Genomic DNA, 21,995 nt, shown 5'->3' with positions numbered 1-21,995 from the left:
TTTGCTGAAATAACATCCAAGATATAAAGCACAGAAATCCTTTATATTTTATCTCTTGTTTTTTTCAGCTTTAATTATTATTAACATACCTTTTGGTAATTTCAACAGCTTATTTTTGGGGAAAAAATCTGTAGATTGTGGGGTAATTCTTCAATTCTCCCTGATAAGACACTCCATTTCGTTGGTGTCCGGGCTTTAATGTCTCTTCATTTAGTGGCCAGTCATAAACCGGTTCCGGGCTGTTTGTTTGTGGCGCTGCGACCTATCCATTCAGACGGGTAAAGAGGCGCTGTTCCAACGAAAATAATAAGTGTTGATTATTGCTTCTGTTCATCTTCCCTCTCTATACATTACATTATATTCACTTGTTATTCGATGTTATAGTCTTATATTTGTATTTAATGTTTAAACTTGAATATGGAAGAAATCCCATCCTCAGTACCACACAAAATTTCGAAAGTTATTTCTGATTTTTTCAATCCTTTGGTTTCTCTGGTCATTTTCTTTATTTATATGAGTATCAGGGAATACACTTTTCAGGAATCTCTTCTTTATTTCGTTCCTGTATTATTAATAATTATTGCCCCCATTATTATCTGGCTGGTCTGGAATGTAAAAACAGGAAGGTATACCAATATGGATGTATCCAACAGAGTTCAGCGGAAAACACTGTATATTTTTATTGCAGCCTGCGTGATCGGTTATCTTATTTTTAATTATATAAAAAACGGATATGTAGATCTCGTGATGCTGTTTGTTTTAATATTGCTTTTCGCTCTTCAGATCAGCAATCTTTTTATTAAAAGTTCAATGCATACGGCATTCAATGTATTTGTAGCAGCATTATTTTTCACCTTAGATCAGAAGATGGGAATACTATGGTTGGGAGTAGCTGTTTTAGTAGGAGTTACCCGGATTATTCTGAAAAGGCACACCGTAAAAGAAGTATTTATGGGGGCTGGGATAGCTTTTGTGGTATCTTTTATCTATCTTTATTGCCATATTCAATTTCAACATTAGAATGCCCTATGAAAATTAATCATCTTACTGCCGCAGAGGAAAACTTTATGAAGCTGTTTTGGAAAATGGAATCTTTCTATCTGAAGGATATTATGGAGCAGCACCCTGAACCGAAACCACATCAGAACACGGTATCTACTTATTTAAAAATATTGGTTGAAAAAGGATATCTGTCTACTGTTAAAGAAGGGAGAATATTCAAATATACTGTACTTGTTCCTTTGGAAGAATACAAAAAATTCCTACTGAAAGAACTGTCTCATAATTTCTTCAATGACTCCGGAAAAGAGATTCTGGACTTCCTCTTTATTGAAAAACTAATATCACAAAACGATCTGAAAGGATATTTTGATCTTAAAATCGAAATAAAACCGGCAAAAGTGGAAGAACCAAAATTTGAGTATGCAGATGAAATCCTAAGTCCTAAAAAGGAGAAGAAAACAAAAGGAAAGGAAAAAGAGAAAGAGAAAGAAAAAAAGAAAAAGAAGAAAAAAGATCAGTAATCATCTTTCCTCTTTTAATACGTTCTGTATTATATAATAGAACTAGAGAATTATATGATCCTATAAAATAGAATTGGCTGCTCCTAAAAGGGCAGCCAATTCTATTTTCACAAGTATCTTAATATTATTATCTCTGAGTTTTTGAATCCCAGATTGGATAATTATTTCCATAGATCACCAGGTTTCCGTCATTCTGTACCATAAGTTTCGTAGCACCTTTATTGTAAGTATTTGAAATCCATATTGCTTTATTATAAGAATCATATACAACTAGGTTACCATCATTCTGAAACTCAGCTCTTGCTCCTCTATTCCCTGTTCCTGTTGTCCAGATTGGAGAACCATTTCTATTGGATAAAACAAGGTTACCATCATCCTGAAACATTAAATAATAATTACGGTCAGAAGAGTAAAGTTTTACGTCTCTACGGAATCTGTGCCCGGTATTTACATAGTCTCCACCGCGGTTATTATTATTATCATTTTTAATATTCCCCTGTGAAGCCCATAAAGGAGTAGATCTATTGTAGATAACTAGGTTACCATCATCCTGAATTGTTAATCTATCTGCTCTTTTCCCATAAGTATTAGATGTGAAAGCAACTTGGTTTCCCGGCGAATACACTACCAGATTACCATCTTCCTGAAAAACAGCTTTAACTCCCCTGTTGGTTGTTTTTGAATCCCAAACTGAGCCTCCGCCTCTGTTGTACATAACCAGATTACCGTCATTCTGAAAAATAAGATAATATCTATTGTTACTTGCCCAGTATTTCCTGTTCTGCTCAATGTTCTGACCGGAATAAATGTTTTGTGCATTGATTAATAATCCGCCAAACATCATCATGAATGCTAATAAATGTTTTTTCATTATAATTACTATTTTGATTGATTGTGAATTTTCTAAAATTATGCCAAAATACGTTCAAATTCAATACAAATAACTAATTGAATGATTTACTGCCAATTAAAATTCATAAAAAAAGCGGCTAAAAAGCCGCTTCATATTTTTTACCAACGATTTCCACCGCCGTTACCTCCACGGCTGTTTCCACCGTATCCACCACCGTTACCTCCACGGTTGTTTCCGTAACCTCCACCTCTATTGTTGTCGAAGCTTCTTCTTGGTTTTTCTTCTCTTGGCTTAGCCTCAGATACGTTTAAAGTTTTTCCATTGAATTCTTTTTGGTTAAGAGCTTCAATAGCTTGCTTTCCTTCTTCATCACCCATCTCTACAAAACCGAAACCTCTAGAACGACCAGTTTCTCTGTCTGTAACGATTTTAGCTGATGATACATCACCAAATTCTGCGAATAGATCGTGCAACTCATACTCTTTAGTTGCGTAATTGATGTTTGAAACAAAAATGTTCATTTTGAATAAATTATAAAAATTAATAAAAATTTGGTATATAAAAGAAAAACAACATAAATTAATGAACAAATATTGATTCCAAATATAAACGTATGCAAGATACAATTAAATATTTCAAATCAAAGCTTTTTTTTAATATTTCTCACATTATGTTGAATCTCATCATAAAAGCACCCTTCAAAAACAAATAAAAAACTAAGAACCAACGCCTTAAACTCCTATTTATCTAAAATCAAAATTACGTTAAATAATTAAAAAAAGAAAATTTTACATTAAATATTATCATATAAATTGTAATTATTTAATTTATTCTTTAAAAACAATGATAGAAATACATTGATTCACTTTCAATATTATCAATTATGGCTGATCGAATTAAAATGGCCCTTCCGTATAAAATGAATTTTATCATATAAATAAGGAATAAAAGTTTTACAAAGTTTCATAGATCGACAGAGGGTTTCTTTTATAATCTATAAGAATAGCATTATATTTACAAAGTGTTTTAACTGTTCAGATTTTCATAAATTTTACACTCACATACCACAAATCATATCCCCCCTCACTGTAGTAGCAGAAGACTCCCCTGTTTCTCATTCTCAAACACCTCCTGAAAAGAAAGAAAAGACATATATTCTTTTCCAAAGGTCAGCCATGCCCGCGCACTTCCCCTTTAGCCAAAAGATACGGATTTGGAATTCATTATAATGAAGGGAAAGCAGCCTCATTTCCTATAGAGCGTGAAGATTATCAAAAGTTCTTAAAGGATCTGTCAATCACAAAGACTATAACCATGCGCTCCAAAAGAAAATGATTGAGAAAATGAATAATTCTGTTCAGATCAATAAATACGATTCTTTTGACAACATCAGCTTTTAACACTAAATTTGTATTAATAAATTATTACAACATGAACTACCATACCAGAAAATGGGTAAAACCCGAAGATTTGAATCCTAACCACTCTCTTTTTGGAGGGAGACTATTACAATGGATTGATGAAGAAGCAGCATTATATGCTATTATCCAGCTGGAAAACACAAAAGTGGTTACCAAATTCATTTCCGAAATCAATTTCGTAAGCTCTGCCAAACAGGGGGATATTATTGAAATAGGTATTGAAGCCATGAGCTTCGGTTCCACCTCTATTACTTTAAGATGTGATGTCCGAAACAAAATGACCCACCAGACTATTATTACAGTTGAAAAGATTGTTATGGTTAACCTTGATGCTGATGGAAATCCTGCTCCTCATGGTAAAACTCAGATCGAATTTGTAAAAGACAGGCTAAACAACGGATTATGAAATTTTTCATAAAGAATATGGTCTGTAACAGATGTATTGCTGCTGTAGAAAACATCTTCAATTCTTCGGATATAAAAATAAAATCCATTATACTGGGTGAAGTAGAAACAGATAGTGAAGTTTCCGCAGAAAAGATGCAGATTATCGAACAGCAGCTCCTTGATACCGGCTTTGAAAGAATTATGGATTCTGCACATCAGCTTGCCGAAAAAATAAAAAATATGATCATTCTGAAAGTCAGTGAGCTGGATATTGATGAAGATTTTCTTCTTTCTGAATTTTTAAGTTCAAGGCTTCATAAAGACTATAGTTCTCTTTCCAAAACGTTCTCACAAAATGAAAATATTACTTTAGAACAATTTTTCATTCTTCAAAAAATAGAAAAAGTAAAGGAGCTCCTTCTATATAATGAATTCAATCTTACTGAAATCGCAGGAAAACTCGGCTATAAAAGTGTTCAGCATCTGTCTTCACAATTCAGAAATATCACAGGCTTCACTCCTACTGCATTTAAAAAACTGAAGGAGCACAACAGGAAATCACTTGATAATGTTTAGTACATCCGGAAATAAAGAAACTTTACAAACGTAGGAATTAGTACGAGAAATGTGTATGGTTTCAATATCCGGATTTCGCTCTTAATTATGCGTATTTCTGACAAGAATTACACTTTTCCTCCGAACTCCAATTTACGCCGTTCTTAATTTTATAACTATTATCCTTAAATTTATAACAGCCTTACCATTCCATTTTGGAAATTTGTAATATAAATTTAAGAATCATGGAACGACAGTATAAAATACTTGGAATGACCTGTTCAGGTTGCCAGAAAAAGATTTCGAATCAACTGAACAGTGTTCAGGGGGTAAAAGCTGATGTCAATCTGGAGAGCGGTATAGCAACAATCACTTCCGATCCTGAGATCGGACTTTCGGTTTTAAACGATGCTTTGGCAGAAATTGGAAAATACAGACTTGAAGACCCTAATAATCCGGAAAAAGCTTTTGTAAAACCTCAGGACCGCGTATCGCCATCGTCAGTATATTACTGCCCAATGGAGTGCGAAGGTGAAAAACTTTACTTTAAGCAAGGCGAAAGATGCCCTATATGTAATATGTACCTTGTTCCCATTGAAGAGAAACTGGCAAAAGACCCTGGCTATAAACCCACTTATTCATCTACACATCTTCCGGAAAACTTTAAAGATAATATTGGAAAATATTATTGCCCGATGTTCTGTGAAAAAGACAAAGTATATGATGAAAAAGGAGACTGCCCCGTTTGTCATATGCACTTAGAGCCTATTACTGAAGACCTTGCTCAAAAAGCAGACATACACCAGCATTCTCATTCTCATGAACACAGTCATCATCAGGAAGCTCCAAAAGTTACTGATGAAATGGCTGGCAGATATTACTGTCCAATGTACTGTGAAGGTGATCAAACCTATGACTCTAATGTAGGATGCCCGGTATGTGGAATGGATCTTGTAAAATATCCTGAAAAGAAAACCGCAAAATACACCTGCCCCATGCATCCTGAGATTATTCGTGATGAACCTGGTGACTGCCCTATCTGCGGAATGGATCTCGTAAGAATGCCTGACAGTGGAGATGATGATGAAGATGAAACCTATAACATATTAAAAAGGAAATTTATTATCTCATTGGCCTTTACCATCCCTGTTTTTATTCTCTCTATGGGTGGAATGTTTATCAATTTCCCTTTTTCTCACCAGATTCAAGCGGTTATTGAGCTTGCCCTCACCCTTCCTGTTATGTTTTATTCCGGATGGTTTCTGCTGAAAAGAGGATGGGTTTCTTTTACAACCTGGAACCTTAATATGTTCAGCCTTATCGCTCTCGGAGTGGCAGCTGCCTTTATCTTCAGTATTACAGCACTAATCTTTCCGGATATTATTCCTCACGAAATTCGCAGCCACAATCATGAGATCCCGCTGTATTTCGAAGCAGTCTGTGTTATTTTGACTCTTGTCATTTTAGGCCAGCTGATGGAAGCAGCAGCCCATAAGAAAACAGGTAATGCCATTAAAGAATTAATGAATCTCTCACCGGACGAGGCTAATCTGATGATCAACGGGGAGGAAAAAAAAGTTTTACTTTCTCAGGTTAAAATAGGAGACCTGCTAAAAGTAAAACCTGGTGAAAAAATTCCGGTGGACGGAAAAATCGTTGAAGGAAATTCAATTGTTGATGAAAGCATGATTACAGGAGAACCCGTTCCTGTTGAAAAGAATATAGATGATAGAGTTTCTTCGGGAACAATCAATGGGAATCAGGTGTTTATTATGAAGGCTGAAAAAGTAGGTGACGAAACTCTCCTTTCCCAGATTATCAAAATGGTGAATGAAGCCAGCCGAAGCAAAGCTCCTATTCAGAAACTCACTGATAAGGTGGCTAAAGTCTTCGTTCCTACAGTAATCCTTATTGCTGTTCTTACATTTATTGTATGGCAGTTTTTCGGACCTGAAGGGAAAAGAAGTTTATTTGCTTTTGTAAATGCCGTTGCTGTTCTGATTGTTGCATGTCCGTGCGCTCTTGGCCTTGCCACACCAATGTCCTTAATGGTAGGAATTGGGAAAGGTGCTAAAAATGGTATTCTGATCAAGAACGCTGAAGCGCTTGAACAGATGAATAAAATAAATGTTTTAATCACTGATAAAACAGGAACTCTGACAGAGGGAAAACCATCTGTAGAATATATTGAAACCGTAAACAACGGTGATAAAAACGAGATTTTAAAATTAGCATTTTCATTAAATCAAAACTCTGAACACCCGCTTTCCAATGCAGTCATTAAAAAAGCTAAAGAGGAAAAGGTATCTGCGGAAAAAGTAAATCAGTTTGAAAACATTTCCGGAAAGGGTGTCAAAGGAAATATCAATGGTAAAACAGCTTATCTGGGGAATGAAAACCTACTGACCTCTCATCAGATTCAGATTCCGAATGCTTTAAAACAAAAAGCTGTAGAAGTACAGTCAAAGGCGCATACCATCTCTTATATTGCGCAAGACCAAAACGTACTGGGCTTCATCAGTTTTACAGATAAGATCAAAGAAAGCTCTAAAAAAGCCGTAAAACAACTGATGGACGAAGGAATTGACGTTATCATGATGACAGGAGATAATGAACATACCGCTAAAGCTGTAGCTGATGAGCTTGGAATAAAACACTTTAAAGCAAACTGTCTTCCGGAAGATAAACTGAACGAGGTAAAAAGACTACAGCAGCAAGGCAAAATAGTAGCCATGACCGGTGACGGAATCAATGACTCTCCTGCCCTGGCCCAATCTGATGTGGGAATTGCAATGGGAACCGGAACTGACGTAGCCATTGAAAGCGCAGAAATCACTTTACTGAAAGGAGATATTCTGGGAGTTGCCAAAGCAAAGTTATTAAGTGAAAAGCTTATTAAAAATATCAAAGAGAATTTATTTTTCGCATTCATCTATAATGTCCTGGGAGTTCCGGTAGCGGCAGGATTATTGTATCCATTCTTTGGAATTCTCTTATCACCAATGATTGCTGCAGCTGCAATGAGCTTCAGTTCACTGTCTGTGATTTTGAATTCATTAAGATTAAACTCAGTGGATCTGGATATAAAATAATAGTATGAAAAAAGGAAGTCTTTACATAGGGTGCTCAGGATTTTATAATAACGACTGGAAAGGGTCATTATATCCTGAAAATGCTCCCAGTAAAGACTTTCTTTCTTTATATTCACAAACTTTCAATGCCGTAGAAATCAATTCAACATTCTATAGAAAACCAACAGCAAAAACACTTTTAAAATGGTATGATGAAACTCCGGATTTGTTTAGATTTTTCATTAAAATACCTAAAACCATCACCCATGAAAATCGGCTTGAAAATTCTAAGGAAGAAATTACAGCATTCTGTAATCACATACAAAGCAATCTGAAAGATAAGCTTTCCGGGTTTCTATACCAATTTCCTCCTTCTTTTAAAAACACATCAGAAAACATAAACCGTATTATTACGAATATAGACCACTCCTTTCTGAATGTGATTGAGTTCCGCCACAGCTCATGGTGGGAAAAAGACATATTTGACCTTTTAAAAGATCATAATATTGTTTTTTCCGGTGTAAGTTTTCCGGGCGACCTTCCCGGGGATGTGATCCTCAATCATCCGAAAGCACTTTATTATAGGCTTCACGGAAAACCCGTTCTTTACAAATCTGAATACAGTGAAACCTTCATGAATGAGCTTGCTAAAAAAGTCAGGAACACCCCACAAACCCTCTTTATATTTTTCAACAATACCTGGGGGATTGCTGCCATTAGAAATGCATTGTATCTAAAAAGCATTTTAGAATAGGACTGTTCATCCTCTTTTCAATTTTTCTAATTTTTGTTAAAATAAAAATAATTCTCCAACACATGAAGAATATTGAAACATCAACAAATATAGAAAAAGACTATTGCTTTAACAATTATAAATGTTAAAACAGAAACGAAACAAAACATAATTTCACAATCAGTACATTAGCACGAATTGCCTTTATCATCAAGTTCTTAAAATAAGCTTAAAAAGGTAAAATAAAGCTCAAATTGGCATATAATTTGTTAACATTCTGTCGTTATTTTTAACGATTTTTAACAACTTAAATCTCCCTTACCCTAAATGAGAAAAAAATTTGCGGGAAAGTCAAAAAACACGACTTTTCTCGGGATGCTTGCATTGATGAGTGCAACTTCAGTTTTATTGAACAGCTGTAATTTCAAGAATGATGTGAACCCCTCCATCAATTCACAGGAACATCCTGCCGCAGAAACCGTCCCCAAAATGGACGAAGAAAACGTGGATCCTGATAAAAGAGTGATCTACCTTACTTTTGATGATGGCCCAAATCAGGGTACAGAAAACCTTCTTAAAATCCTGGACAAAAGAAATGTTTGTGCGACTGCCTTTCTGGTCGGAAAACATGCCTATGGAAGTAAAAAACAAAAAGACGATTTGGAACTGTTAAAGCAAAATCCTTTAATAGAACTGGCTAATCACAGCTTTTCTCATGCTCACAACAAATACACTGATTTTTACAAAAATGCTGATGCTGTTGTGAATGATTTCGATATTGCCAAAGACAGTTTAAAACTTACTGATAAAATAGCAAGAACTCCCGGCAGAAATATCTGGAGACTCAATAATATAAATATTACTGATATCAAAAGCAGTACTGCTGCGGCAAATGGCCTTAAAAAAGCAGGTTATAAAGTAATCGGATGGGATCTGGAGTGGAGACCTTCCCAAAAAATGACATTGAAAGGAAGCCATGAAGCCATGCTTAAAAAAGTAGACAGTATCTTCTTTAACGATCTTGAAAAGACTTCAAGACACCTTGTTTTTCTTACTCATGACCAATACCTCAGAGATACAGATTCTATCAACGAATTGGATCTGTTTATTGAAAAACTTCAGAAGAGTAATAAATTCGTTTTCAGAAAGATTTCTCAGTATCCGAAAATCAACGAGGTTCTGAATTAATTCCTGTATAAAACCTGAGATATAAACTAGCAACTGTCAAGTAAATTTCGGAAATTTGCCTACATGAGTATTAAAGAAAATTATAAAGCCATCCAAGATCAGCTTCCATCCGGGGTTCAACTGGTTGCCGTTTCAAAGACGCATCCGGTTTCTGCGATACAAGAAGTGTATGACCTGGGACAGAGAATTTTTGGAGAAAATAAAGTTCAGGAGCTGATGGAAAAACAGCCTCTTCTTCCTTCAGATATTCAATGGCATCTGATCGGGCACTTACAGACCAACAAAGTCAAATATATAGCTCCTTTTGTAGATACTATACAGAGTGTAGATTCTCAAAAACTATTGTCAGAGATCAATAAAGAGGCAGGGAAGCACAATAGAATCATTAAAGTTCTTCTTCAGGTGAAAATTGCGGCGGAAGAAACCAAGTTCGGACTTGAGATTTCTGAGGCAAAAGATCTTTTTCAACAATATATTGAAGGTAGTTTTCCTAATATTGAAATTACCGGGCTGATGGGGATGGCAACATTCACGGAAGATGAACAGCAGGTCAGAAAAGAGTTTTTAATTTTAAAAAGTCTTTTTGATGAACTCAACGAACTAAAAACACTGGATACTTTATCAATGGGAATGAGTGATGATTTTCCATTGGCCATTGAGTCTGGGGCCAATTCTGTGCGGGTTGGATCTGCTATTTTCGGCAGAAGAGACTATTCAAAGCAGAATTTTTAGGTACGGTTTTTGCTAATAATTGAAACAAAAAATTTAAATTTGCAACTATGCAAAAAATCCTTATAGTAGAAGACGAAAAAGCAATCTCAGGAGTACTTCACAGTATTCTTTCGGATGAACTCACCGATTATGAATTTGTTATCGCTGAAGACGGCCTTGAAGGCTACAAACAGGTAGAAAAAGAAGATTTCGCTTTGGTGATTTCTGATATCAAAATGCCTAAACTTTCAGGAACCGAACTTTTAAAGCAAAGTCTTTCCCTAAAACCTGAAACTACTTTTATCATGATCTCGGGACACGCAGATATCGATTCTGCTGTTTCTTGCTTAAAAGAGGGTGCATATGATTTTATTTCCAAGCCAATTGACATCAACAGGCTGATCACAAGCGTGAAAAATGCGCTGGTAAAAGAAACACTGAAGAAAGAAAACAAAAATCTTCAGACTGAAAATAAAACATTAAAGAGAAAAGTAAATAAAAAATACCAGATGATCGGTGATTCTCCTGCTTTAAAGAAGATTCAGGATATGATCGAGAAGGTAGCCGTTTCTGATGCGAGAGTTTTAATTACAGGTCCTAACGGTGCCGGTAAAGAACTGGTAGCCCACGCTATTCACAATCAAAGCGACCGCGCAAGAGGACCAATGATTGAAGTAAACTGTGCTGCAATCCCATCTGAGCTTATTGAATCTGAACTTTTCGGACACGTAAAAGGTTCTTTTACGGGTGCTATCAAAGATAAACAGGGAAAGTTTGAACAGGCTAACGGAGGTACTATTTTTCTTGATGAGATTGGTGATATGAGCCTTATCGCTCAGGCTAAAGTATTGAGAGCCCTTCAGGAAAGCAAAGTTTCTCCGGTAGGAAGTGATAAAGAAATAAAAGTTGATGTAAGAGTAATTGCAGCAACAAATAAAAATATGCAGAAAGAAATTGAGGAAGGAAAATTCAGAGAAGACCTTTACCACAGACTTTCTGTAATTGAAATTTATGTTCCGCCATTGGACGAAAGAAAAGAGGATATCAAATTATTGGTCGACCACTTCTCCGGCATGATTGCTGACGAGCACGGTACTGCAGTGAAAAAGTTTGATGATAAAGCTATTGATGCTTTAAAAGCTCTTTCGTGGACTGGAAATATCAGAGAGCTAAGAAATGTTGTGGAAAGATTGATCATTCTTGGTGGAAATTCTGTTTCTGAAGGTGACGTTGCAAGTTTTGTAAGGAAATAATTTATCGATTATTCACTATATTATAAAAATTTGCAGTAACTACTGCAAATTTTTTTTTGCCCTGTTTTAATTATAAACTATATGAATCTTAAAATATTATGAACTTTTTAAACAAAAACTATACAAAAGAGTGCCTGACTTTGGCTCTGCCTGTGATGCTTACTCAGGTGGGGCAGGTTTCAGTAAACTTATTCGACAATATTATTGTCGGTAAGCTGCTGGGTGCTGATGCATTGGCATCTGTTTCATTAGGAAACGCTGTATTTTTCTCCATATTTGTATTGGCACTTGGGTTTTCATTTGCAATACCGCCATTGGTTTCGGAAGCGCATTCCAAAGAAGATCACGCCACCATCAATTCTGTTTTCAGCCACGGATTTATCATCAATATGTCTGTCGGAATTATCCTGACAGTTGTTTTACTTCTTGGGATGCCTCTACTCTACCACTCGGGGCAGCCTGCCAAGATCATTCCGGATACCGTGAGTTTCTTAAGTATTATGGTGATCAGTATGATTCCGTTTATGGCATTTCAAACCCTTCGTGAGGTTTCTGAAGGACTGTCTTACACGATAGGAGTTACCAAAGCCACCATTATTGCCAATATTATCAACATTGTACTGAACTATGTATTTATCAAAGGTCTTTGGGGAATACCTGCGATGGGAGTGAAAGGATCTGCCCTGGCTACTCTTATTTCAAGAATTTTCATGGTTGTTTTCCTTTATTTTGTTTTGCTTAAAGAAGAGCGTACAAGACGTTATATTAAAGATTTTTCATTGAAAATTCAGGTTTTTTCTAAGAAAATGTTTGATAAAATGGTAAAACTGGGACTGCCAACTGCTTTACAGATGTTCTTTGAAGTAACTGCTTTTGCGGGAGCTGCCTTTATTTGCGGGCTGATCTCTGCTCATGATATTGCTTCTCACCAAATCGCTTTAAGTATGGCTTCCTTCACATTCAATTTATGTGTAGGCTTCAGTGTTGCTTCCACAGTAATGATCGGAAGAAAAGTGGGTGAACAAAATTTTGTTGAGCTTAGAAAAGCAGGCATTAACAACCTTAAGATTGCCTTTATTTTTATGTGTATCTGCGGATTAATTTTCATTCTGGGTAGAAATATACTTCCTACTTTCTTTACGAAAAAAGAAGAAATTGAAGTAATCACTCTTGCCTCAAAACTGATGATTATTGCTGCTTTATTCCAGCTTTCTGATGGAATTCAGGTAACAGCTTTGGGAATGCTCAGAGGGCTGCAGGATGTGAAAATCCCGTCTATTTATACCTTTATCGCTTATTGGGTAATTACGATTCCTTTAGGTTATTTCTTCTGTGTCACCTTAAAAATGGGAGCTTTCGGAATGTGGATTGCCCTGGGACTGGGATTAACGATATCAGCGGTCTTTCTGGTAAAAAGATTTTTGAATATGTCTGCGAAAAGAATAAAGCAGAATTTGTAAAAATAAAATACGATACGTGAAAAACGCAGAGCTATAGCTCTGCGTTTTTTATTATTTTTGCCTCTTCAAAATAATAAACATGAAAAAAACACTAATCATCTTTGCTTTATACACAGCTTCACTATATCAATCTCAAACCAACAGATTTACCTATGAACTTCAGTACCGAAAAGAAACAACTGATGAATATAGAAAAAGTCTGATGAATCTGGATATCAGTCCTAAGTCTGTTAAATTTTACGATAAGGACTTTGCTGATTATGATTTAAAAAATAAGGAAGCTAATCAGTCAGTTTCCCATTACAGTACAAAAACCGACCAGGTTGTTGAAAGAGAGCCTGAATCTTTCAATAACAGATGGTACAGAGATTTCTTTGAGTATTTTGTGGTAAAAACACATGACGAGATGAATTGGCAGGTACTTAATGAAACCAAAGAATACAATGGTTATAAACTTCAAAAAGCCACCACAGATTTTGGAGGCAGAAGCTGGAGTGCATGGTTTTCCAACGAGGTCAATATCAAAGAGGGTCCTTATAAATTCGGAGGCCTTCCCGGGCTGATCTTTATTCTTGAAGATACGGATAAAAATTTCATCTATAAGCTCATTAACAACGAAAAGCTTGTTGCAGATTACGACACTAAAGATTTTGTAGAAACCCACTATGGGAAGCCGGCACTTCCTATCACCAATGAAAAATTCAATACATATATTGAAGATATTTACCAAAACCCTACAAGGTTATTTTCAGAAAAGATAAAGAATGGAGGAAATTTAACCTTTAAAAATGAAAGTGTAGAATCTGTTGAAGAACTTAACAGGAAAAAAGAAATGCTGCAGAAAGGTATTAAAGGACGGTATATTTATATTGAAAAGGATAAAGAACCTTTATTTAAAGGCTGAATAGAATATAAATAAAACGGCAGTCTCAAAAATAACGCTCCTTGTGGCAGGTTTACGATACTTTTGAGACTGCTATTTTTATATGCTAATCAATCCTTTTACCCAATATGACAAGGCTTCTTTCTACTCCATCCAGAATAGCTACATTAGGAAGGTTTCCCCAATCTTCAAAACCAAAGTAACGGAAGAGTTTTAAGCTCGGCTCATTATGAAGAAATATAAGAGCCACCAGGTTATTTACCCCAAATTTTCCGGCATTGTCTATGCAATATTGAAGAATAGTCTTCCCATAGCCTTTTCCTCTGCTGCTTTCATCCAGATAAATACTTACTTCCACTGTTCCGCTATAGGCCGCTCTTTCATGAAAAGAACTAAAGCTCACCCAACCTACTATCTGATCTTCCTGATCTTCAACCACCCAAAGAGGTCTTGTTTCAGGGTTATGATCATCAAACCATTTCTGCTTGCTTTCTACGGAAACTTCTTCTACATCTGCGGTCACCATCCTTGATGCGATTGTTGAATTGTATATCTCTACAATTTTCTCTAAATCGGATAACTCGGCATTTCTGAACTTTAATTGTCCCATGGATTAAATTCAACTTATTTAAATACAAAAATAGTAAATTTTAAAAACACCCCTATCAATTTACAATTGAATTATTCTTTTTTTATATTTAAACAAACACACCCCTAAATTAAATAACAAAAAAATCAATATAAATTATTTTTACATGAATGTTTTATTTTGAAAAATCGCTAAAATGTAATAGGTTTTATTATTCGAATACTTTAAAGACATAAGGATTCTATCTCCGATAAAATTGAATATTTATTATTTTTAACCGCCAGGATATTTTACCAATCAAGCAGATTAAAAGAAAAATTCTTTATGTTTTGTGTTTTATCAACTGCTTTATTTCACATCTTTTAAAATTCTATTTAAACTTCTCACCGTAATCCCCAGATAGGCCGCCATATCTTCTTTTGAGATCTGAATTCCTTGTTTGGACTGCATATCCAGCAACTGCATTACAGTATGTTCTACCGTATATAGCTGTTGATAGGATGCCCTGCTGGAAGTATTGATAATTCTTTCTGCGAAAGAATCCAGTAGTAAGTGATTCAGAGCAAGATCGTTTTTGATTAAAGATTTAAAATGGGAAATATTTGTTTCATATACGGTTACTTCAGATACGGCTTTTACACCACATAAACAGCTGATATTTTTAATCATCTCCACTTCTCCCAGTATTTCACCTTTTCCCAGAAATTCGACAATATATTCTTTGCCGTTTTCTTCAGTAAAATAACATTTAACGATTCCCTCTTTTAGAAGCATCAGCCTTGACAGCGGTTGATCCTGCCTTAAAATATTTTCATCCCTGGAAAAGGATTTCAGTACAATATCATCTTTATGATTCTGATCATTATAAAGATTCTCAAAATAGCTTAAAAACGCCTGATTTGTTCGTAACATATCTGATCCGGGACAAATGTCCTTTTCTTATTTATTTTTTATACTGAATTTTGTGAGTAGAAAATTACAAAACAAAAATGAATAATCATATTACCACTATTGCCTTTGATGCAGATGATACACTTTGGATCAATGAACCTTATTTTCAGGAGGCAGAGAAAGAATTCTGTATCTTACTGGAAGATTATCTTCCACTTCATTCGGTATCACAAGCGTTATTTGAAACCGAAATGAAGAATCTTCATTTATATGGTTACGGAGTAAAAGGGTTTATGTTGTGTATGATTGAAACTATTGGCAGAGTTTCCAATAATACGGCATCATTAGAGCTTGTAAATAAAGCTATCCGGCTCGGTCAGGATCTTCTTCAAAAACCCATTGAGCTTCTGGATGGAGTCACGGAAACCCTTGAAAGCCTGAAAGGGAAATACCGATTAGTGGTTGCTACAAAAGGGGATCTTCTGGATCAGGAACGTAAACTGAAAAACTCGGGATTACAGGATTATTTTCATCACATTGAGATCATGAGTGACAAAAAAGAAAATGATTACAGAAAACTGTTGAAACATCTGGACTGCCAGCCTGAAAATTTTCTAATGTTGGGAAATTCCATTAAATCAGATATTTTGCCCGTACTGGAAATCGGGGGATCAGCGGCTCATATTCCTTATCATGTCACCTGGAACCACGAACAGCATGATCGCAATCTGGAACATCCAAATTTTATGGAACTGGAAAGTATTAATGGAATCCTGAAGCATCTGTAAAAATGATTAATCATTAGGTTTAAAAGTACATTCTGCTGTAGGATAAGACCAAAATAAAAAAGAGGCTGCTTGTCATAAACAGCCTCTCTCAATATTATTTTTTCAAACACTTTTCAAGGAATTGATCCTGTTCCCATAAAAGATGTAAAATATTCTCCTTAGCCTGGTATCCATGGGCCTCTTTTGGAAGAAGAACCATTTTTACCGGAGCGCCAAGGTTTTTCAGTGCCTGGAAATACCTTTCTGTCTGTAAGGTAAATGTACCGGGATTGTTGTCTGCATCACCATGTATCAGAAGAAGTGGTGTTTTCATTTGATCAGCATGCATGAATGGAGACATCGTATTGTAGATCTCCGGAACGTCCCAATAATTTCTCTGCTCACTCTGAAATCCGAAAGGAGTTAAGGTTCTGTTATAAGCACCACTTCGTGCAATACCACATGCAAAAAGGTTAGAATGGGTCAACAGATTCGCTGTCATAAAGGCACCATAAGAATGTCCTCCTACAGCCACTTTCTTTCTGTCGATATATCCTAACTGGTCTACAGCATCAATTGCCGCTGCTGCATTAGCTACCAGCTGAGGGATGAAAGTATCATTTGGCTCTGTTTTTCCTTCACCAATGATTGGGAAAGCGGCATTATCTAAAACAGCATACCCTTTGGCGGTCCAATATACAAAAGAACCGTAAGTAGGGAATGTAAAGTCATTGTCATTCTGAGTACTCTGTCCTGCGGTATCCTTATCTTTAAATTCTCTGGGATATGCCCAGATTAATAACGGCAGTTTTTCCTTCTTAGCCTTTCTGTCATAGTTTGCAGGTAAGTAAAGCGTTCCTGTAAGGGTTACACCATCATTCCTTTTATAAGTAATAACTTCTTTATAAACATTCTTTAATCCTTCAAATGGATTTTCAAAATTAGTTACTGCAAAGGCTTTATTAGACTTAATATTCTTTTTAAAATAATTAGGATACTGGCTTGAAGACTGTTGGGTTGTCAATATCTCTCCTTTTGAAGGGTCGAGAATATCAACAATCACTTCTTTCGTATTCTTAAGGTTTGAAGTATAAAGTCTCTTCTTTTTGAGAGATTTAACATCCATCTCATCAATGAACGGATGCTGACCATCTTTAGTAAACCCATCTCCTATCAGATAAGCCTTATCTCCTTTCATATCAACAACAGTTCTTCCATACTGATTTTTCACAGTATTAAAATTTCCCGGATCACTGTATACATCCTGAGAATTTCTGTCATCGATCACTTTTGCCTCCCCGTTATTAAGGTCGATCAGGTAAGATTTTGTATTTCTGGTATCATACCATTCTTCAGAAACAATGGCAAAGTGGTTATTGGTCCAGCTTACCCCATCATATCTCTGTTTTGTTTTGAAAAAAGATTTCGGAGATGCTGTAAATGGTGCTTCCCATGTGAAGATCTCGTCTCTGTATTCGGAAGATCTAGACTGGTCACCTCCATCCAGTGCTTCAGCGAAAACCAGTGTTGCAGGCGCATCACTTCTCCACATCATATTTCTTTTCCCTGTTCTTACAGATGAAAAGCCTTTAGGCATGATTTCATTCAGAGGAACTTCATTCACTGCTTTTACAAGATTTCCATTCAAATCATAAACAGTAGTTACTGATGGAAATCTGCTTAACGGCACAATATAAGAGAATGGCTTTTTAATCACGGTTGTCATTAAATAGTTTCCGTCAGGAGAAAAGCTAAGTCCGGAATACATATCCTGATCTTTCACTTTTTTAAGAATTCCGTTAAGGTCTACTTTATAGATTTCTGAAGCAGTAAGAGTCTCAAAGTTTTTTTCATCCTGAGGATTCTTTAAGAGATCCTGGTACGTTCTGTTTTGTGATACCTTTCCATCCGAGGTAGAAACAATTGGCCCTGTTGGAAGATCTTTATCAGAATCTATCAAAGCAGGTCTGTTCTGAGGAAGTGTCTTGATCAGTAAACTCTGTGAATCATTATACCAGCTATAAGGCGTTCCTAAATTCGCATTCAGGTTATCTGCTGTCACTTTTTTTGCAGAAACCGTTTCCATATCGACGATCCAGAGCTCTACCCCTTTGGTTGTCGTATTGGTAAAAGCAAGTTTCTTTTCATCAGGAGAAAATGAAATATAAGTAATTCTAGCCTCTGCTGGTAAGTTTTTTACCTGAATTTCATTTTTATCGCTAATTTTTCTGATCTTCAAATTATTGAAGTAGGTAGCTGTACTTGAAATATTCGTCACGGGATTAATTCTCAATCCTCCCAATTTCATTTCCTGCTGACTAAGATCCTGAAGTGTTTTATAAGTTGCGCGGTAAGTAAAAACCACCCAATCTTTTTTATTATTCATCAAAACGCTTGGCGGCCTTTGATAATCTGCCAGCTTAAGAATCTCAGCAGAAGGCTTTTGATAAGTAATATTTTCCTGTGCATCATAAAAATTGAGAAATGCCAAAAGGCAAATTGTCAGTTTTATCTTCATATAAATTCATTTTCTACGAAAGTAGTGAATTTTAACACATTTATAAAATCAAAAAATAACACACTTATAAGTGTCATATTGTGTATGTTTTCATTACATTTATCAAACCAAATTAAAACAATATGAAAAATTTAAGAAAATTATCAAAAAGAAGTCTGAAAACAATTATCGGAGGGAATGCCCCTTTATGCGATTCGGGCTATAGAGCATGCGTGGTAGGAAGAACTGATACAGGATCACCAATCTGGGATTGTATACCAACTTCATATCCTTGCAGACCTTAAATAAAACAAAGAGGCATCTCACTTTATGAGATGCCTCTTCTATTTTGTATTTTTTATCTTAGTTAGTATAGGTTTACCAATCTGAAGCTCTTTTTCTTCTTTCTATCATATGGTCTACAGAAACCTTTCCAGCCCCCATGACTATTAACAGTAGATAAACTGAAAGGTAAATAAGACTCATTTCTCTCTTCTCAAAAGGATCTGCTCCATGAACCACAAATGCAGCAATCACCATGGTAAAAATCAAAAATCCTAATGAAACTCTTGTAAAGAGCCCTAATATCAGTAATATTGAACATACAAACTCTGCAAAGACCGTAAGAATCAAAGATATCTGAGGGCCTAATCCCATAAAATCAAAAAAATCGATTTTACCTCCTGCTAACAGCATCTGAAGTTTTGGGAATCCATGAGACAGCATTGCAAAACCTACAAATACCCTCACTGCCAATAAAACAATATCTTTAAGTATCGATCCTGAATTTGAATTGTTATAGTTCATTTACTAAAAAATTTAGACTAAGGTAATAAAAATCTTTTAATACAAAGGGGTTACAACGTTTTTAGTTTATCTGTAACCGAAATTTTTAAGGTCTCTGTCATTCTTTCTCCAGTCCTTTTTCACTTTTACAAATAAGTTTAAGTGAATTTTCTTAGAGAAAAATTTCTCAAGATCCAATCTTGCTTCAGTTCCTACCTTTTTGATTGCTTCTCCTTTGTGACCTATAATGATTCCTTTCTGGGTATCTCTTTCTACATAGATAATAGAATCTATAAAGATAATTCCCTCTTTTTCCTTAAACTGCTCAGTTACCACTTCTACAGAATATGGAATTTCTTTATCATAGTTCAAAAGAATTTTCTCACGTATTGCCTCATTAACAAAGAATCTCTCGGGTTTATCCGTATATTGATCCTTATCATAGTATGGAGGGTTCTCAGGGAGTAATGATTTTATTTTAGGTAAGATAACCTCTGTATTGAAAGCATTCAGTGCAGAGATAGGAAGAATTTCCGCTTTTGGAATTCTATTGTGCCATTCTTCTACCAGTTTTTCAAGACCTGCCTGATCGGTTTGGTCTACTTTATTCAATAACAGAAGTACAGGAACAGGGATTTTATTTAACTTATCAATCAAAAACTCTGAAGGTTCCGCTTTATCGGTAACGTCTACAATAAACAGAAATACATCTGCATCCTGTAAAGAGTCTTTTACAAAATCCATCATTTTTTCCTGCAGGCCGTATTTAGGATCTAATACTCCGGGAGTATCAGAAAATACAATCTGAAGGTCTTCTTCATTATAAATACCAAAAATTCTGTGACGGGTTGTCTGAGCTTTCTGCGTTACAATCGCCAGCTTCTCCCCCATTAATTGGTTGAGCAGTGTAGATTTTCCGGCATTAGGCTTTCCAACTATATTTACAAATCCAGCTTTGTGCATAAAAATAATATTACGAACTGCAAAGTTAGTAAAACAAAATTGGTCTTTACAGTTAATCTCAATATTTAAAAGAAAAAAGAGAGTTATGTAGCATTAAATATGTTTAACAAAGGAAACTCTGAAGGGCAATTTTTATTTATTTTTTATAAAATCATCGTCAATCGGGTTATTTCAAAATAAATAAGAATCAACAGAAATCAAAGGGTATTAAGATAAGCTTTGATTTAAGAAATATTACCTTCAATTTAGAATGTTTCTTATAAAAATTATCACATAATTTTGTATTGCATTACTTAAAACTGATACTTTTGAATATTAGAATTCATTTTTATGAATATAGACCAGATTCTTGACTCCATTTACATTCTCCCTGAAGCTTCTAAAAACAGCTTAAAAGAGCATATTACAGAAGTTTCCCATCCTAAGGGATTCTGCCTGATGGAAGCTGATAAAGTAATTCCGTATGTTTATTTTATCCGTAAGGGTATTGCACGTGCTTATTCTTCCACGTCAGAAAATGATATTACATTCTGGTTTGGAAGTGAAGGCCAATGTGTGCTTTCCATGAAAAGCTATGTGGAAGACAAACCGGGTTATGAAAGCATTGAATTACTTGAAGACTGTGATCTGTATGTACTGGAAACGGAAAATCTCAGAAAACTTTTTAATGAAGATATTCATATGGCCAACTGGGGAAGAAAATTAGCCGAAGCGGAGATGATAAAGTCTGAGGAACTCATTATTTCAAGACAGTTCAAAACTTCTTTGGAGCGATATAAAGATATCATTTCCTATCAGCCTGATTTACTTAAGAGAGTTCAGCTCGGCTATATTGCATCGTATCTTGGAATTACCCAGGTAAGCTTAAGCAGAATCCGTGCGGAGATTAAATAATAGAAAATGAGAGATACATTCTTTTTTATAAATTATATTCAAACCTTAATTGCTGTTTCAATTGATAACGATTGAATGGAATTTCTTATTGAAACTACATTAGCTTTCTTCTCCCGGGCTTTCTATTTTATTTCATAAAACATATTTTTATGGATCATTTTTTAACAATTGTAAAATTTTTTCTCCTTTCAAATACTGAAATTTGCAGAAGAAAAATTTAAAAAATGAATTGGATTATCTTAGTTATTGCCGGGTTATTTGAAGTTGCATTCGCATCTTGTCTAGGAAAGGCAAAGGAAACCTCCGGAACGGAATCTTATTACTGGTTTGCAGGCTTCCTGGTGACAATGACAATAAGTATGGTGCTACTTATTAAAGCCACTCAGGCATTACCTATCGGTACGGCCTATGCGGTATGGACAGGAATTGGAGCAGTGGGAACTGCCTTAATGGGAATTTTCTTTTTTAAGGATCCTGTAAGCTTCTGGAGAATATTTTTCATTATCACCTTAATTGGTTCTGTGATTGGCTTAAAGGCTGTTTCTTCGCACTAAAAGAAGAGATGTAATA

Annotated in this window: 23 protein-coding genes; 16 read left to right on the top strand and 7 right to left on the bottom strand. The window is 35.4% G+C overall.

What is annotated here, in order from left to right:
• The first annotated feature begins 417 nt into the window (after positions 1 to 417).
• The gene (locus tag LF887_RS09890; RefSeq protein ID WP_236859024.1) at positions 418 to 1,020 is read left to right on the top strand and encodes a phosphatase PAP2 family protein; all 603 of its coding nucleotides are present in this window, start codon (positions 418 to 420) and stop codon (positions 1,018 to 1,020) included.
• Between the two features lie 8 nt (positions 1,021 to 1,028).
• Positions 1,029 to 1,523 carry a BlaI/MecI/CopY family transcriptional regulator gene (locus tag LF887_RS09885; RefSeq protein ID WP_236859023.1) on the top strand — a complete coding sequence of 165 codons (495 nt, stop codon included), beginning with the start codon at positions 1,029 to 1,031 and terminating at the stop codon, positions 1,521 to 1,523.
• 127 nt (positions 1,524 to 1,650) lie between these two features.
• Here the strand turns inward: LF887_RS09885 and LF887_RS09880 are convergent, their stop codons facing one another.
• Complete coding sequence (locus LF887_RS09880) at positions 1,651 to 2,394, bottom strand: hypothetical protein (RefSeq protein ID WP_236859022.1); 744 nt, start codon at positions 2,392 to 2,394, stop codon at positions 1,651 to 1,653.
• Between the two features lie 140 nt (positions 2,395 to 2,534).
• Positions 2,535 to 2,897: an RNA recognition motif domain-containing protein gene (locus tag LF887_RS09875; RefSeq protein ID WP_076355637.1), complete on the bottom strand. Its 363-nt coding sequence runs from the start codon at positions 2,895 to 2,897 to the stop codon at positions 2,535 to 2,537.
• Between the two features lie 586 nt (positions 2,898 to 3,483).
• Here LF887_RS09875 and LF887_RS09870 point away from each other — a divergent pair.
• The 10 genes from LF887_RS09870 (at position 3,484) to LF887_RS09825 (ending at position 14,059) form a co-directional block, all read left to right on the top strand.
• Positions 3,484 to 3,711, top strand: coding sequence for a DUF6157 family protein (locus LF887_RS09870; protein ID WP_317207806.1), 228 nt, complete (start codon positions 3,484 to 3,486; stop codon positions 3,709 to 3,711).
• A gap of 96 nt (positions 3,712 to 3,807) precedes the next feature.
• Positions 3,808 to 4,203: an acyl-CoA thioesterase gene (locus tag LF887_RS09865; RefSeq protein ID WP_236859021.1), complete on the top strand. Its 396-nt coding sequence runs from the start codon at positions 3,808 to 3,810 to the stop codon at positions 4,201 to 4,203.
• Positions 4,200 to 4,760, top strand: coding sequence for a helix-turn-helix domain-containing protein (locus LF887_RS09860; RefSeq protein WP_236859020.1), 561 nt, complete (start codon positions 4,200 to 4,202; stop codon positions 4,758 to 4,760). Before LF887_RS09865 ends, LF887_RS09860 begins: the two co-directional genes overlap by 4 nt.
• Before the next feature lie 224 nt (positions 4,761 to 4,984).
• The gene (locus tag LF887_RS09855) at positions 4,985 to 7,831 is read left to right on the top strand and encodes a heavy metal translocating P-type ATPase (protein WP_236859019.1); all 2,847 of its coding nucleotides are present in this window, start codon (positions 4,985 to 4,987) and stop codon (positions 7,829 to 7,831) included.
• Between the two features lie 4 nt (positions 7,832 to 7,835).
• Complete coding sequence (locus LF887_RS09850) at positions 7,836 to 8,564, top strand: DUF72 domain-containing protein (protein WP_236859018.1); 729 nt, start codon at positions 7,836 to 7,838, stop codon at positions 8,562 to 8,564.
• A 306-nt stretch (positions 8,565 to 8,870) separates the two neighbouring features.
• Positions 8,871 to 9,731: a polysaccharide deacetylase family protein gene (locus LF887_RS09845; RefSeq protein ID WP_236859017.1), complete on the top strand. Its 861-nt coding sequence runs from the start codon at positions 8,871 to 8,873 to the stop codon at positions 9,729 to 9,731.
• A gap of 63 nt (positions 9,732 to 9,794) precedes the next feature.
• Complete coding sequence (locus LF887_RS09840; protein ID WP_236859016.1) at positions 9,795 to 10,463, top strand: YggS family pyridoxal phosphate-dependent enzyme; 669 nt, start codon at positions 9,795 to 9,797, stop codon at positions 10,461 to 10,463.
• Positions 10,464 to 10,510: 47 nt separating this feature from the next.
• Positions 10,511 to 11,695 carry a sigma-54-dependent transcriptional regulator gene (locus LF887_RS09835; RefSeq protein WP_236859015.1) on the top strand — a complete coding sequence of 395 codons (1,185 nt, stop codon included), beginning with the start codon at positions 10,511 to 10,513 and terminating at the stop codon, positions 11,693 to 11,695.
• A 98-nt stretch (positions 11,696 to 11,793) separates the two neighbouring features.
• Positions 11,794 to 13,155 carry an MATE family efflux transporter gene (locus LF887_RS09830; protein WP_236859014.1) on the top strand — a complete coding sequence of 454 codons (1,362 nt, stop codon included), beginning with the start codon at positions 11,794 to 11,796 and terminating at the stop codon, positions 13,153 to 13,155.
• A gap of 79 nt (positions 13,156 to 13,234) precedes the next feature.
• The gene (locus tag LF887_RS09825; RefSeq protein ID WP_236859013.1) at positions 13,235 to 14,059 is read left to right on the top strand and encodes a GLPGLI family protein; all 825 of its coding nucleotides are present in this window, start codon (positions 13,235 to 13,237) and stop codon (positions 14,057 to 14,059) included.
• Positions 14,060 to 14,144: 85 nt separating this feature from the next.
• Here LF887_RS09825 and LF887_RS09820 read toward each other — a convergent pair whose 3' ends face one another.
• Both LF887_RS09820 and LF887_RS09815 read right to left on the bottom strand, forming a co-directional pair.
• A complete protein-coding gene (locus LF887_RS09820) occupies positions 14,145 to 14,648 on the bottom strand; it encodes a GNAT family N-acetyltransferase (protein WP_236859012.1) in 504 nt (167 codons plus the stop codon).
• A 327-nt stretch (positions 14,649 to 14,975) separates the two neighbouring features.
• On the bottom strand, positions 14,976 to 15,539 hold the full coding sequence (locus tag LF887_RS09815) for a Crp/Fnr family transcriptional regulator (protein ID WP_236859011.1): 564 nt from the start codon (positions 15,537 to 15,539) through the stop codon (positions 14,976 to 14,978).
• Positions 15,540 to 15,616: 77 nt separating this feature from the next.
• Here LF887_RS09815 and LF887_RS09810 point away from each other — a divergent pair, with 77 nt between their 5' ends.
• Positions 15,617 to 16,306: an HAD family hydrolase gene (locus tag LF887_RS09810; protein ID WP_236859010.1), complete on the top strand. Its 690-nt coding sequence runs from the start codon at positions 15,617 to 15,619 to the stop codon at positions 16,304 to 16,306.
• 94 nt (positions 16,307 to 16,400) lie between these two features.
• Here LF887_RS09810 and LF887_RS09805 read toward each other — a convergent pair whose 3' ends face one another.
• A complete protein-coding gene (locus tag LF887_RS09805) occupies positions 16,401 to 18,803 on the bottom strand; it encodes an alpha/beta hydrolase family protein (RefSeq protein ID WP_236859009.1) in 2,403 nt (800 codons plus the stop codon).
• 122 nt (positions 18,804 to 18,925) lie between these two features.
• On the opposite strand from LF887_RS09805, the gene LF887_RS09800 reads away from it, so the two are divergent.
• Positions 18,926 to 19,087, top strand: coding sequence for a bacteriocin-like protein (locus tag LF887_RS09800; RefSeq protein WP_236859008.1), 162 nt, complete (start codon positions 18,926 to 18,928; stop codon positions 19,085 to 19,087).
• Positions 19,088 to 19,160: 73 nt separating this feature from the next.
• Here the strand turns inward: LF887_RS09800 and LF887_RS09795 are convergent, their stop codons facing one another.
• Both LF887_RS09795 and era read right to left on the bottom strand, forming a co-directional pair.
• On the bottom strand, positions 19,161 to 19,589 hold the full coding sequence (locus LF887_RS09795) for a DoxX family protein (protein ID WP_236859007.1): 429 nt from the start codon (positions 19,587 to 19,589) through the stop codon (positions 19,161 to 19,163).
• Between the two features lie 66 nt (positions 19,590 to 19,655).
• Entirely contained in the window at positions 19,656 to 20,531 is an 876-nt protein-coding gene (gene era / locus LF887_RS09790; protein WP_236859006.1) for a GTPase Era, read from the bottom strand.
• A gap of 330 nt (positions 20,532 to 20,861) precedes the next feature.
• Here era and LF887_RS09785 point away from each other — a divergent pair, with 330 nt between their 5' ends.
• A complete protein-coding gene (locus LF887_RS09785) occupies positions 20,862 to 21,425 on the top strand; it encodes a Crp/Fnr family transcriptional regulator (RefSeq protein WP_236859005.1) in 564 nt (187 codons plus the stop codon).
• Between the two features lie 224 nt (positions 21,426 to 21,649).
• Positions 21,650 to 21,979: a DMT family transporter gene (locus LF887_RS09780; RefSeq protein WP_236859004.1), complete on the top strand. Its 330-nt coding sequence runs from the start codon at positions 21,650 to 21,652 to the stop codon at positions 21,977 to 21,979.
• The last annotated feature ends 16 nt before the right edge of the window (positions 21,980 to 21,995 follow it).

The organism is Chryseobacterium sp. MEBOG06, assembly GCF_021869765.1.
Classification (GTDB): domain Bacteria; phylum Bacteroidota; class Bacteroidia; order Flavobacteriales; family Weeksellaceae; genus Chryseobacterium.
Note: the sequence above shows the minus strand (reverse complement) of the source record. Positions and strands in the feature narration are given on the sequence as shown.